The 12,401-nt window shown below is 73.2% G+C and carries 13 protein-coding genes; 10 read left to right on the forward strand and 3 right to left on the reverse strand.

Features of this window, described 5'->3' with window-relative positions:
- Positions 1–18: 18 nt before the first annotated feature.
- From ACIP82_RS15130 to ACIP82_RS15160, 7 genes are all read left to right on the forward strand, one after another.
- Positions 19–1,857: a phosphatidylglycerol lysyltransferase domain-containing protein gene (locus ACIP82_RS15130; RefSeq protein ID WP_400653680.1), complete on the forward strand. Its 1,839-nt coding sequence runs from the start codon at positions 19–21 to the stop codon at positions 1,855–1,857.
- A gap of 72 nt (positions 1,858–1,929) precedes the next feature.
- Positions 1,930–2,796 carry a dihydropteroate synthase gene (folP, locus tag ACIP82_RS15135; RefSeq protein ID WP_363612640.1) on the forward strand — a complete coding sequence of 289 codons (867 nt, stop codon included), beginning with the start codon at positions 1,930–1,932 and terminating at the stop codon, positions 2,794–2,796.
- Positions 2,797–2,865: 69 nt separating this feature from the next.
- On the forward strand, positions 2,866–3,348 hold the full coding sequence (locus tag ACIP82_RS15140) for a nuclear transport factor 2 family protein (protein WP_363612638.1): 483 nt from the start codon (positions 2,866–2,868) through the stop codon (positions 3,346–3,348).
- Between the two features lie 250 nt (positions 3,349–3,598).
- Positions 3,599–3,958, forward strand: coding sequence for a dihydroneopterin aldolase (gene folB / locus ACIP82_RS15145; RefSeq protein ID WP_363612664.1), 360 nt, complete (start codon positions 3,599–3,601; stop codon positions 3,956–3,958).
- Between the two features lie 40 nt (positions 3,959–3,998).
- Positions 3,999–4,598 carry a 2-amino-4-hydroxy-6-hydroxymethyldihydropteridine diphosphokinase gene (gene folK / locus ACIP82_RS15150; RefSeq protein WP_400653681.1) on the forward strand — a complete coding sequence of 200 codons (600 nt, stop codon included), beginning with the start codon at positions 3,999–4,001 and terminating at the stop codon, positions 4,596–4,598.
- A gap of 241 nt (positions 4,599–4,839) precedes the next feature.
- A complete protein-coding gene (locus ACIP82_RS15155) occupies positions 4,840–5,328 on the forward strand; it encodes a DUF3180 domain-containing protein (RefSeq protein WP_363612633.1) in 489 nt (162 codons plus the stop codon).
- A gap of 122 nt (positions 5,329–5,450) precedes the next feature.
- Positions 5,451–6,626 carry a hypothetical protein gene (locus ACIP82_RS15160; RefSeq protein WP_400653682.1) on the forward strand — a complete coding sequence of 392 codons (1,176 nt, stop codon included), beginning with the start codon at positions 5,451–5,453 and terminating at the stop codon, positions 6,624–6,626.
- A gap of 132 nt (positions 6,627–6,758) precedes the next feature.
- On the opposite strand, the gene ACIP82_RS15165 is transcribed toward ACIP82_RS15160, so the two are convergent.
- Both ACIP82_RS15165 and ACIP82_RS15170 read right to left on the reverse strand, forming a co-directional pair.
- Positions 6,759–7,334 carry a TerD family protein gene (locus tag ACIP82_RS15165; RefSeq protein WP_363612629.1) on the reverse strand — a complete coding sequence of 192 codons (576 nt, stop codon included), beginning with the start codon at positions 7,332–7,334 and terminating at the stop codon, positions 6,759–6,761.
- A gap of 159 nt (positions 7,335–7,493) precedes the next feature.
- Entirely contained in the window at positions 7,494–7,991 is a 498-nt protein-coding gene (locus ACIP82_RS15170; RefSeq protein WP_400653683.1) for a hypothetical protein, read from the reverse strand.
- A gap of 67 nt (positions 7,992–8,058) precedes the next feature.
- Here ACIP82_RS15170 and arfB point away from each other — a divergent pair, with 67 nt between their 5' ends.
- Positions 8,059–8,490 (forward strand): alternative ribosome rescue aminoacyl-tRNA hydrolase ArfB, encoded by a 432-nt coding sequence (gene arfB / locus ACIP82_RS15175; RefSeq protein WP_363612625.1) that lies wholly within the window; start codon positions 8,059–8,061, stop codon positions 8,488–8,490.
- 19 nt (positions 8,491–8,509) lie between these two features.
- On the opposite strand, the gene ACIP82_RS15180 is transcribed toward arfB, so the two are convergent.
- Positions 8,510–9,037 carry a flavin reductase family protein gene (locus ACIP82_RS15180; RefSeq protein WP_363612623.1) on the reverse strand — a complete coding sequence of 176 codons (528 nt, stop codon included), beginning with the start codon at positions 9,035–9,037 and terminating at the stop codon, positions 8,510–8,512.
- 367 nt (positions 9,038–9,404) lie between these two features.
- On the opposite strand from ACIP82_RS15180, the gene ACIP82_RS15185 reads away from it, so the two are divergent.
- Both ACIP82_RS15185 and ACIP82_RS15190 read left to right on the forward strand, forming a co-directional pair.
- Positions 9,405–11,219, forward strand: coding sequence for a diguanylate cyclase domain-containing protein (locus tag ACIP82_RS15185; RefSeq protein WP_363612621.1), 1,815 nt, complete (start codon positions 9,405–9,407; stop codon positions 11,217–11,219).
- Positions 11,220–11,380: 161 nt separating this feature from the next.
- Positions 11,381–12,364 carry a carbohydrate-binding protein gene (locus ACIP82_RS15190; protein ID WP_363612619.1) on the forward strand — a complete coding sequence of 328 codons (984 nt, stop codon included), beginning with the start codon at positions 11,381–11,383 and terminating at the stop codon, positions 12,362–12,364.
- The last annotated feature ends 37 nt before the right edge of the window (positions 12,365–12,401 follow it).

Raw genomic sequence — 12,401 nt, forward strand, 5'->3', positions numbered from 1 at the left:
CCTCTACGCTGAGCTTCCATGAGCGTTCCCGTGTCCGTTGAGCCGAGCCCCGAGCAGCCGCGTCGTCGGCGCAGTCTGCAGACGCTTCGCACCCAAGCCGCCGCCGTTCCGAGGGCCTGGCTCCCCGGCGTGGTCGGCTACGCCTGTCTGCTGATCGGGCTGGTGGACATCGCCAGCGCGGTGTTCCCCAGGCTCCGGCACAGCAAGGTGCACAGCTTCGCCGGGCAGCTGCCCGGCGGTACCACCACCCTGGCCGCGGCCGGGACGCTGATGATCGGCCTGCTGCTGGTGCTGCTCGCCCACGCGCTGCGCCGGCGCAAGCGGCGCGCCTGGCGCGCGGTCTGCGTGCTGCTGCCGGTCGGCGCCGCACTGCACATCCTGCGCTGGCACCAGATCGGCCCGGCGGTGGTCTCGCTGGTGCTGTTCGCGGTGATGCTGGTGCACCAGCGCGAGTTCTACGCCAAGGCGGACCCGCGCACCCGCTGGCGGGCCGTGGTCAACCTGGTCGTCATGGGCACCGTCAGCGTGCTGCTCGGCCTGCTGATCGTGAGCACCCGGGCCAAGTACGAGATCGGCCACCCGGGCCTGTTCGAGCGGCTCCAGCATGTCGGGTACGGGCTGTTCGGCTTCGAGGGGCCGGTCCACTACAACGCGGACCGGATGTCCGACCTGGTCGCCTACCTGCTCGGCGGCATGGGCCTGTTCACCGCCTTCACCACCGCCTACCTGGCGCTGCGCCCGGAGAAGCCGAAGCCGGAGCTGACCACCGAGGACGAGGAGAAGGTCCGCGGGCTGCTCGACCGGCACGGCGAGCGGGACTCGCTGGGCTACTTCGCGCTGCGCCGCGACAAGAGCGTGCTCTTCTCGCCCACCGGCAAGGCGGCGATCTCCTACCGGGTGGTCTCCGGCGTGATGCTCGCCTCCGGCGACCCGGTCGGCGACGTGGAGGCCTGGCCGGGCGCGATCAAGGTGTTCATGGCCGAGGCCCGCGAGCACGCCTGGGTGCCGGCCGTGATGGGCTGCAGCGAGGTCGGCGGCGAGGTCTGGACCCGCGAGGCGGGCCTGGACGCGCTGGAGCTGGGCGACGAGGCGATCGTCGACACCGGCACCTTCTCGCTCGCCGGGCGGGCCATGCGCAACGTCCGCCAGATGGTCAAGCGGATCGAGCGCAACGGCTACTCCTGCCAGGTGCGGCGGGTCGCCGACCTCAGCCAGGAGGAGAAGTACCGGATCGCCGATGCCGCCGCCCGCTGGCGCGGCACCGACACCGAGCGCGGCTTCTCGATGGCCCTCGGCCGCTTCGGCGACCCGGGCGACGACGCCTGCGTGGTGGTCACCGCCCACAAGGCCCCGGAGGAGGGCGAGACCGGGGACGACCTGAAGGCCGTGCTGCACTTCGTGCCCTGGGGGCCGGACGGCATCTCGCTGGAGCTGATGCGCCGCGACCGGGCCGCCGACCCGGGCCTGAACGAACTGCTGATCGTCGCCGCCCTGCAGGCCGTGCCCGCGATGGGCGTGCGCCGGGTGTCGCTCAACTTCGCGATGTTCCGATCGGCGCTGGCCCGCGGCGAGCGGATCGGCGCCGGCCCGGTGCTGCGGGCCTGGCGCGGGCTGCTGGTGTTCCTCTCGCGCTGGTTCCAGATCGAGTCGCTGTACAAGTTCAACGCCAAGTTCCAGCCCGAGTGGGAGCCGCGCTTCCTGGTCTTCCCCAACACCCGCGACCTGCCGCGGATCGGATTCGCCGCGATGCAGGCCGAGGCCTTCATCACCCTCGGCATGCCGCGCCTGGGCCGCAGGCGCCAGCGGGAGGGCCTGATGCCCGCCCCGGCCCGGCCGGAGGTCGGCGAGGCCGCCTGACCACGCCGCCGCCGACCTGGACGGAGCCCCCGCCGAGAATCCTCGGCGGGGGCTCCGTTCGATAATGGGGGTATGAGCGATTTGCTGTCCTTCTCCCTTCCGGCCGGACTGCCGCGGCTCGACCGCTGCGCCGTGATGGGCGTGGTCAACGTCACGCCCGACTCCTTCTCGGACGGCGGGATGTGGCACGACCCCGCCCGCGCGATCGCGCACGGACTCGCGCTCCGGGCCAGGGGCGCGGACCTGGTGGACGTCGGGGGCGAGTCCACCCGGCCCGGCTCGCAGCGGGTGTCCGAGGAGGAGGAGCTCCGCCGGGTGCTGCCGGTGGTGCGCGAACTGGCCGACGCCGGGGTGGTCGTCTCCATCGACACCATGCGCGCCGTGGTCGCCGAGCAGGCCGTCGCGGCCGGCGCCCGGGTGGTCAACGACGTCTCCGGCGGCCTCGCCGACCCGGCGATGGCCCGGGTGGTGGCCGAGACCGGCGCGCCCTTCGTGGTGATGCACTGGCGCGGGCAGTCCGCCGACATGGACGCCCTGGCGGTCTACGACGACGTGGTCGCGGACGTGGTCGGCGAGCTGACCGCCCGGGTGGAGGCGCTGCTGGCGGCGGGCGTCAAGGAGGAGCAGCTGATCCTCGACCCCGGTCTGGGCTTCGCCAAGACCCCCGAGCACAACTGGGCCCTGCTCGGCCGTCTCGACGCCCTCACCGCGCTCGGGCGTCCCGTGCTCGTCGCCGCATCGCGCAAGCGGTTCCTGGGTACGCTGCTCGCCGACCCGGAAACCGGGGAACTGCGCCCGGCCCGGGAGCGCGACGACGCGACCGCCGCGGTGTCGGTGCTGTCGGCCCGGGCCGGTGCCTGGGCGGTGCGGGTGCACGACGTGTCCGGCACGGCGGACGCCGTCCGGGTGGTCGCGGCCTGGCAGCGCGCGGCTCGGTAGGGCTCCTCCTGCCCGTTGGCAGGCAAGGAGGGAGGCGAGACGGGAGGGCCAGTGGCAGGTGACGGCAGGGTGAGTGGCGAGACCGCGGGACAGCGGGCCCGTGAGGCGGACCGGGAGGCCGTACTGGCGGCCAACCAGGCGCTGTACGAGGCCCTGGAGAACGGCGATCTGGAGGCGGTCGAGAACGCCTGGCTGGGGGCCGCCGACGCCGACGACAAGGGCGGCGTGGTGTGTGTGCACCCCGGCTGGCCGGTGCTGCGCGGACGGGCCCAGGTGACCCGCTCGTACATGCTGATCATGATGAACACGGAGTACATCCAGTTTTTCCTGACCGATGTCGAGGCCGAGGTGCACGGCGATGTGGCCCTTGTCACGTGCACCGAGAACATCCTCTCCGGCGGTGAGGCCGAGGAGGAGGGCGAACTCGGCCCGCTGATCGGCGGAAAGGTCGTCTCGACCAATCTCTTCCGCCGGACCCCGGCCGGGTGGAGGCTCTGGTCGCACCATGGTTCACCCGTCCTGACCAGCGGCGACGAGGACGACGAGGACTGAATCGGGCGCCGGCGGGAAATCAGTACCGGGTGGTGGCCCGGGAATGTCCGAGTGGTCACCGAACGTTCATGTCAATTGCCATTGGGGTGTGCGTGGCGACGGTTCGTGCCGGGTAGGACGGTCAGGCGTTGTCAGCGCTCGCGGGTAGATTCGAAACGGAGTGGCGAGCGCGATGCCCGCCTTCACCCTGCCTGCCCACGTCTTTTCCACGGGGGCGGGGCCCGTCCGACTGGGAGCAGTGATTCGTTTGCTGGACCGCGTCACCCTGCGGGGCCTGCGAGCCCGGGGCCACCACGGCGTCTTCGAGCGCGAGCGCATCGAGGGCCAGACCTTCGTGGTGGACCTGGTGCTGTACCTGGACACCCGCCCCGCCGCGGCCGGAGACGACCTCACCCGTACGGCGCACTACGGCATCGTGGCCGAGGAGGTCACCGCGATCATCGCCGGCGAGCCGGTCGACCTGATCGAGACCCTGGCCCAGCGCATCGCGGACCAGTGCCTGAAGCACGACCCGGTCGAGGGGGTCGAGGTCACCGTGCACAAGCCGGACGCCCCGATCACCGTGCCGTTCGACGACGTGACCGTGACCATCCACCGGGGCCGCGCATGACCCACGCCGCGTACCCCGTTCCAGCCGCAGAGGGAATCCGATGAGCACCAGCGACCCGACCGCCCCGCCGACCACGTTCGACCTGGAGAGCCGGGTGGACTCGGCCGACACCACGCTGCACAGCCAGCGCTGCGCCGTGATCGCCCTCGGCAGCAACATGGGCAACCGTCTGGACACCCTTCAGGGCGCCGTGGACGCCCTCGCCGACACCCCCGGCCTCAGGATCAAGGCCGTCTCCGCGGTGTACGAGACGGCGGCCGTCGGCGGCCCCGACGAGCAGCCCAACTACTACAACGCGGTGGTCGTGCTGCGCACCTCGCTGCCGCCGCAGGACCTGCTGGAGCGCGGCAACGCGATCGAGGACGCCTTCGGCCGGGTCCGCACCGTCCACTGGGGCCCGCGCACCCTGGACGTCGACATCCTCACCTACGAGGGCGTCACCAGCGACGACCCGCAGCTGCTGCTGCCGCACCCGCGCTCGCACGAGCGGGCCTTCGTGCTCGCTCCCTGGCTGGACGCCCAGCCGGAGGCCGAGCTGCCCGGCCGGGGCCAGGTCGCCGAGCTGCTGGCGGCGCTCGGCGGTCCGGACTCCCAGGGGGTCCGGCGGCGTGAGGACATCCGGCTGACCCTGCCGGAATAACCGGCACTGGCCGCGGCCGGGGAACTCGGGCGGGGGCTCCGGCCGTACGAGTAGGTGTCCGCCCTCCGTGCGGGTGTCCGCCCGGCCGGGCCCGGTACGGTGGCCTGACGCCGTCGTCCCCGCCCTCGGCTCCTGCCCGTCAACGGGCCGGGGGCACGCTCCCGGCCCGGCTGCCGGGGGAGAGGGCCCAGCCCGGGGGCGGCCGCCCGTCTCCGGTACCCCGGGAAAGGACCTCGTCCGAGTGAAGCTGCTTCGCCTCCGTCTGCTGGTCGGCATCACCGCCGCTACGACGGCGCTGTCCTGGGCCGGCTCCAAGCTCTGGGCCTCCCTGGACACCCTGCCGGCCGTGCCCGGCGCGGCGCCGGTGGTGCTGGCCGCGGTGGCGGTGATCCTGCTGGCCACCGCGCTCTCGTTGCGGTCCCGGCTGAAGGCGGCGCGCGAGCGGCAGCCCGGGGCGAAGGGGGTCGACCCGCTCGGCGCGGCCCGGGCGGTGGTGCTGGGGCAGGCGAGCGCGCTGGTCTCGGCGGTGGTCACCGGCATCTACGCGGGCGCGGGGATCTACTTGCTGGGCGAGCTGGACGTGTCGGCGCGCAAGGACCAGGCCGTCACGGCCGGCTTCGCGGTGCTGGCCGGTGCGGCGGTGATCGCGGCGGCGCTCTGGCTGCAGCACGTCTGCAAGCTGCCGGAGAACCACGACGACCCGAGCGGCCCGGCGGCATCCCCCCGCTGAGCGGGCGGCACTCGGTGATCTTGAGTGAGGGGCCGGGCACGTGCGGTAAAGGTTGCGTGCTGTCAAGGGCTAAAGGGGACCCTGGGCTGACACGGCCCCAATTCGCACGCTAGTTTCTTGGCATGTCTCGCGGACGCCACCGTCATTCCTCCGTCCTCGGCCGGGTCTTTCCCCCCACCGCCGCCGGCGTGCTCATCGTCGCCGCGGTGGCCGCGCTGCTTTTCAGTCAGGACACCGTCCTGGTGCGTTCGGTGGGTGTCGCCGCAGTGCTCGCCACGCTCGGGATCGCGGTGCTGCTGCGCCAGCGCGACCGGGCCGCGCGGGCGGCCGCCGAGGCCTCCGCCGCGCAGCGGCTGCGGGCCGAGGAGCGCTTCGAGGAGCAGCTCGCCGAGGCCGAGTACGCGGCGGAGGTCGCCGAGGAGCGGGCCACCCGGTTCGGCCGCCGGCTGACCGCCGAGAAGTCTCGGCTGGCGAAGGCCGAGACGGAGATCGCCCGGCTGCTGCGCGAGCGGGCCGTCGCCGTCGCCGAGCAGGCGCTCAAGGAGGCCGAGGCGACCCAGCGGGCGCTGGCCGCGAGCCGTCCCAAGTACCCGGCCAGCCCGGCGGCGTTCGTCCGCGCGGCGGCCGTGCTGCGGCAGCTGGAGCGGCGTGCGGCGGCGCAGGAGGCGCAGCGTGAGCGGGCGGCCGGTGCGCAGGTCGCGCTGCGGGCTCGTACGGCGCCCGCCGCACCGGTTCCGGCCCCCGCGCCCGTACCGGCTCCGGTGGTGCCCGCAGTGCCCGCTCCGGTGGCTCCTGCGGTGCCTGCCCCGGCGTCGGCCGCGTCCGTGGCGGCGGAGGACCAGGCCGTGGGCGAACGGCCGGCGGTCGGCGGGTCACCCGCGCGGCCGGTGCTGACCGCGACCGTCGAGCAGCTGGGCGGGACGCCCGCCGCGCCCGTGGTGCCGGCCGAGCGGCACCGGCCGCGGCCGGTGCAGTCCGGGCAGGTCCGGGGGCAGGGCTTCAGCTTCTTCGGCCGCAGCTCCGGCGCGGCCGTCCGGGCGGCGGCTCCGACGCCGGCCGTCGGGAGCGTCTCGGAGCTGGGCGAGCGCGCCGATCTGGCGGACGTGGTGGGGGACGAGGCCGTCGCCGCTCAGGCCCAGGCCCAGGCCCAGGCAGAGGCGCAGGCGCACGCCGCTTCGATGGTGCAGGCAGGGTCTCCCGCGCCGGAGGAAGCGGCGGTGGAGCCCGAGGTCGTCGATCTGACCCCGCACGACGAGACCGAACTGCTCCAGCTTCCGGAGCTGCGCGCCTCGCGCTGAACCCGGCGCCGTCGGCGCGGGCGGCCGGTCCGACCGGCTGCCCGCGCCGCGGTGTTTCCGGTGGCCGTCAACGCCGAAGCGCCCGGTCCTCCGTGGTGGAGGGCCGGGCGCTTCGGCGTGTCCGGGGTGGCGTCAGAGCTGGACGCCGAAGTCCTGGGCGATGCCCGCCAGACCGGAGGCGTAGCCCTGGCCGACGGCGCGGAACTTCCACTCGGCACCGTTGCGGTAGAGCTCGCCGAAGATCATGGCGGTCTCGGTGGCGGCGTCCTCGGAGAGGTCGTAGCGGGCGATCTCGGCCCCGCCGGCCGCGTTGATCACGCGGATGTAGGCGTTCCGGACCTGGCCGAAGTTCTGCGAGCGGGCCACGGCGTCGTAGATCGAGACCGGGAAGGTGATCTTGGCGGCCTCGGCCGGCAGGCCGGCGAGGTTGACGTTGATCGCCTCGTCGTCGCCCGCGCCCTCGCCGGTGCGGTTGTCACCGGTGTGGACGACGGTGCCGTCCGGGGTGCTGGTGTTGTTGAAGAAGACGAAGTGGCCGTTGGACAGCACCTTGCCGTCCGCGTTCAGCACGATCGCGCTGGCGTCGAGGTCGAACTCGGCACCGGTCGTGGTCCTGACGTCCCAGCCGAGTCCGATGGTGACCGCGGACAGGCCGGGGGCCTCCTTGGTCAGCGAGACGTTGCCACCCTTGGAGAGGCTCACTGGCATGGTGTTTGCTGTCCCTTCGTTGCTTTGACCCGGATAACGCGAGAGCCCGGTGACTTGGTTCCGTACCGGGTGGCCAATTTCCGCGGTGAATCACGGTTGGGCAAAGACGAGGGCAATGAACCGTCGGAACAGGCCGATCGGGGCGGGCACGCGAAGTGGTCAGATTCGACGGTAGCGGCCCTGAAGTGACCAGATGTTCGGATTGTCGGCCAGGTCGGGGTGCATGTCGAAGAGATCGGCGAGGGTGTCCTGGAGGAAGTCCCTGGCCTCGCGCCGCAGCTCGCTGTGGCGGACGACGGCGGGTGGCTCGTCCGGCAGCCAGGTCGCGGTGACCTCGACCCAGTTGAAGCGGCGGGCGAACCGCAGCAGCTCGGTGTTCTGGGTGAAGTCGAGGTCGGCCGTCTGCACCCGGGCCGCGCGGCTGCCGTCCGGGTCGCGGTCCAGCTGCTCGGCGATGTCGCACAGGGCCCAGGCGAAATCGAGCACCGGCACCCATTTCCAGTCGGTGGACAGTTCCGTCCCGTCGGCGTCGAGGTAGACGTCGCCGCAGAAGAGGTCGTACCGCAGGGTGTGCACGGAGGCGCTGCGGTAGTCGGTCTGCGGGGGGTCGGGGAAGCGGTTGGAGAGGGAGTAGCCGAGCTCGATCACGTACGCCATTGTCGGGGTTGCGGGCGCGGCCGGATAACCGGGTGACCGGCGGCCCCGGGCACGGGATGATGGGCGCATGCCCGAGCCCATCCGCGTACGGGGCTCGGTGGTCGTCCCCGACACCGAGCTCGTCTGGCGCTTCTCCCGTTCCTCCGGCCCCGGCGGCCAGCACGTCAACACCTCCGACACCCAGGTGGAGCTGCGCTACGACCTGGCGGCCTCCGCGGCGCTGCCCGAGGTCTGGAAGCAGCGCGCCCTGGAGCGGCTGGCCGGCCGGCTGGTGGACGGGCGGGTGCTGGTGGTGCGGGCCTCGGAGCACCGCTCGCAGTGGCGCAACCGCGAGGTCGCCGCGGCCCGGCTGGCGTCGCTGCTGGGCGAGGCCACCGCGCCGCCGCCGAAGTCGCGCCGGGCCACGAAGCCGAGCCGGGGCATGGTCGAGCGGCGGCTGTCCAACAAGCGGCACCGCTCCGAGCTGAAGCAGGGCCGGCGCGCTCCGCACTCCGACTAGCCCGGGGCCGGGGAGCGGGTCAGCCCAGCTGCCGGTAGGAGCCGCGGAAGTAGAGCAGCGGGCGGCCGCCCGGGTTCGGCACCACGGCCTCCAGGACGCGGCCGAGCAGCAGGGTGTGGTCACCGGCGGCTATCCGCTGCTCGGTGCGGCACTCGACGGTGGCGAGCGCCCCGTCGATCAGCGGTGCGCCGGTGAGCGGGCCGCGGTGGTGCGGCGCGTCGGCGAACAGCAGCCGGTCGCTGAGCCGGCCCTTCATGGCGAACCGCGAGCCGAGCGCCTTCTGCTCCTCGGCGAGCAGCGAGACCGCCCAGGTGTCGGTCCGGGAGAGCACGTCGTCCATCCGGGAGTCCTCGCGGACGGAGATCAGCACCAGTGGCGGCTCCAGCGAGACGGAGAGGAAGGACGTGGCGGTCATGCCGACGTCCTCGCCGTCCTCCGGGTCGTGGACGGTCACCAGGCTCACGCCGGAGGCGAGCTGGGAGAGCGCTGCCCGGAACTCGTCGGGCGTCGCTTGGGGGGCAGCTTCGGGCTGCGGGGACGAGTACACGTACCGCACGGTAGTCGGCGGCCGGGCAGAACGGCATCGGGCCGTGGTCGTAGGACCAACGGCGCAGAGGTTACGGTTCGCCGCCGGACTCACCCGCAGGAGTGAAGCAGGGAGCCCGCCGGCCGTCAGGTGGCTTCAGTGCGCGGTCAATGCGGCCGACCAGGAGAAATATCCCGATGAAGCCTTATGTCCCCATACGGGACGGATGAACTGATTAAGGGCGCATAAGTCTTGTGTGATTTAAGTCACAAGTGGCGGCCTATTGCTGACCGAGCGTGCCGAACGCTGTGCTCCCTGTGATTCAGTTCTTCTGGCAATCGGACGATAACCATTCAAGAACTATCCGAAGCAGCCGGGGAGCCCCCGCATGGAAGCCGAGTCGGAGCCGTACGTCCGTCTCGCGACCCTCCGCACCTTGCACCGGGTCGTGGCGGACCTCAACGCTGCCCGCAGCCTGGCGGGCACGCTGCAGGCCGTGGTCGAGGGCGCGGTGCACGGGCTCGGCTTCGACGCCGCCGCGGTCAGCCTCGTCCGCCCGGACGGCGACCTCGTGGTGGCGGCCGTCTGGGAGCTGGAGGAGAGCGCCATGGGCGGCCCCTCCGTCCTGCTCGGCCAGGTCGGTTCGCGCGAGTCCTGGGACCGGCTGCTCGGCGTCAGCGACCACTGGGGCACCCTGCGCTTCCTCCCCTACGACCGGGGCTGGGCCGTCGCCAGCGACATCCCGCGCTGGATCGGGGACGGCCCGCAGCCCGTCTACGCCAACGACTGGCACCCCGCCGACGGGCTGCTCGCCCCGATGTACAGCGCCGGCGGCGACCTGCTCGGCGTCCTCTCGGTGGACCGTCCGCGCAGCGGCAAGCGGCCCGGCGCCTGGACCCGCGAGGCGCTGGAGATGTTCTCCCTCCAGGCCTCCATCGCGATCGGCAACGCCCGGCTGCGCGCCGAGATGCAGCGTGCGCTGGCCCGCCTGGAGAAGGAGCAGCAGGCGCTGCGGGCCAGCGAGGAGAGCTTCCGCCAGGCCTTCGAGTACGCGCCCAGCGGGATGGCCATCACCGAGCTGCACGGTGCCGGGCGCGGCCAGCTGACCAGGGTCAACGACGCGCTCTGTCGGCTGCTCGGCCGCCCCCGCGCGGTGCTCCGGCAGCAGAGCTTCGCCGATCTCGTCCACCCCGAGGACCGCGCCCTGCTGGAGCGCACCAGCGCCGAGAGCGGCCGGGCGGAACTGCGGCTGTCCCGGCGGGACGGCGGCTACCAGTGGGTCTGTCTGCGGAACTCGATCGTCGCCGACGCCGCCGAGGGCCCGAGCTTCCTGCTCACCCATGTCGAGGACATCGAGGACCGCAAGCGCCACGAGCTCCAACTGGCGCACCGGGCCAGCCACGACGCGCTCACCGGCCTGCCCAACGGCGCCGAGCTCAAGGCCCGGCTGGGGCGGCGGCTCTGCAACGAGCCGCAGGCCGTCGGCGCCGTCGCCGGGCACGGCGAGGGGGCTTACCCGCAGGCGTACCCCGGCTACCCGGCCGACTCCTACAGCGCGCACGCCGCGTACGGGGGGCTGGAGGGGACGGACCCGCGGTCCGGGCCGGTGCACGGTTACGGCGCGCCCGACGGGCAGCCCGGGCCGGACTTCCCCCCGGGCGGGACGGACTGGCCGGGCGGCTACGGCGAACATGTGCACGCCGTGGTCCCCGCCGACCAGGGTGCGGGCGGCGAGGTCTGGTCGGGCCCGTTCCGCTCGGGCGGCGCGGCCGCGGTGGAGAAGGGGCTCGCGGTGCTCTTCTGCGACCTCGACGGCTTCAAGTCGATCAACGACCGGTTCGGCCACAACGCGGGCGACGCCGTCCTGGTCGAGGTCGCCCGCCGGCTGAGCGGGGCCGTCCGGGACGGCGACACGGTGGCCCGGCTCGGCGGCGACGAGTTCGTGGTGCTGGCCGACGGCATCGGCCGGGAGGAGGCCAAGGACCTCGCCCACCGGCTGCGCAACGCGATCATCCCGCCGATGCGGATCGACGGCCGGGCGATGCGGGTCGGCGTCAGCCTCGGCGTCGGCTGGGCGGGTTGCGGGATGAGCATCGAGGAGGTGCTGCACACCGCGGACGAGCGGATGTACGACGAGAAGCGGGCCAGGGGCGGCTCGGTGCGCGGGGCCCGGGGCGAGCGCTCGCACCGACGGGCGGGCTGAGCAGCGGCGCGGCCCCGCCGGGCGCGAGCTACCCGCCGGTTGTCAAGGGCTCTTTCCCCGCTGTGGGAGACGGCAGGTAGGGTTCCCGGGTACGAGCGACCATGACTTGCGCCGGCGGCACGGCAGCCGGGCGGCGCGACCGCGATGGGGAGTTGACCACCGTGACGACCGCCGGCAGCAACGGAGTGCCCGAGAGCCCGGAGGGCGGTGCACCGCAGGACGACGATCCCTTCGGCTATCTCTACCGCCCGGCCGACGGCAGCGCCGCGCAGTCGGCCGAGCCGCAGCAGGGCGTGCCGCGCACGTCGTACAGCCGCCCGATGGAGGTGGGCCGTGCCCAGTACGGGCAGCAGGCCCCGTACGGTCAGCAGCCGTACCCGCCGCAGCAGCCCTACCCGCCGCAGCAACAGCAGGGGTACCCGCAGGGGCAGCCCGCCCAGCCGTACCCGCAGCAGCAGCCCGAGTACGGCGGTGTGCCGACCCAGCAGACCCGCTACGCCGAGCACTCCCGCCCGCAGCCGGGGGAGGAGCGGCCGAGCAGCGGCCGGAGCAAGGGTGCGGTGATCGGTGCCGTGGCGGTGGTCGCGGCGATCGCGATCGGGGCCGGGATAGCGCTCTCCACCGGTGACCCGGAAGGCGACAAGGACGACAAGCCGACGCCCTCGGCCAGCGCGCCCGTCACCCCGACCACCACGGCGGGCAGTACCGCCCCCTCGCCCTCGGCCAGTGCCGCCCCGGCCAACGGCCCCGGCACCGTGGACGCGAGCCAGTTGCAGGGCCAGAACGCGCCGTCCGGGAACACCGTCAAGGGCGCCAAGTCGGCGGACGGCAGCTATCTGACGCTCCAGGCCGGGTCCTCGGTGACCTGGACCGGCGAGGTCGCCGCGGCCGGGACGTACAAGCTGACCGTGCACTTCAACAACCCCGGGGCCGACGTGAAGGCGACGGTCGCCGTCAACGGCAAGGACTGGCCGAGCGGTCTGGCGTTCCGGAACTACTCGCCGGGCAAGGACGCGGCGTCCTCCTGGTACACCACCTACATAACTCCGCCGCTCCAGGCCGGACCGAACACCGTGACCGTCTCGGCCCCGGTGGGCGGCACCGTCCTGATCGACCAGGTGACGCTCGAACCCAGCGCCGGCTGACCGGCCCCGGACACACCACGGCCGCCCGTCCCCTCTG

Origin of the sequence: Kitasatospora sp. NPDC088548 (genome assembly GCF_044753005.1) — a bacterium.
Lineage (GTDB): Bacteria > Actinomycetota > Actinomycetes > Streptomycetales > Streptomycetaceae > Kitasatospora.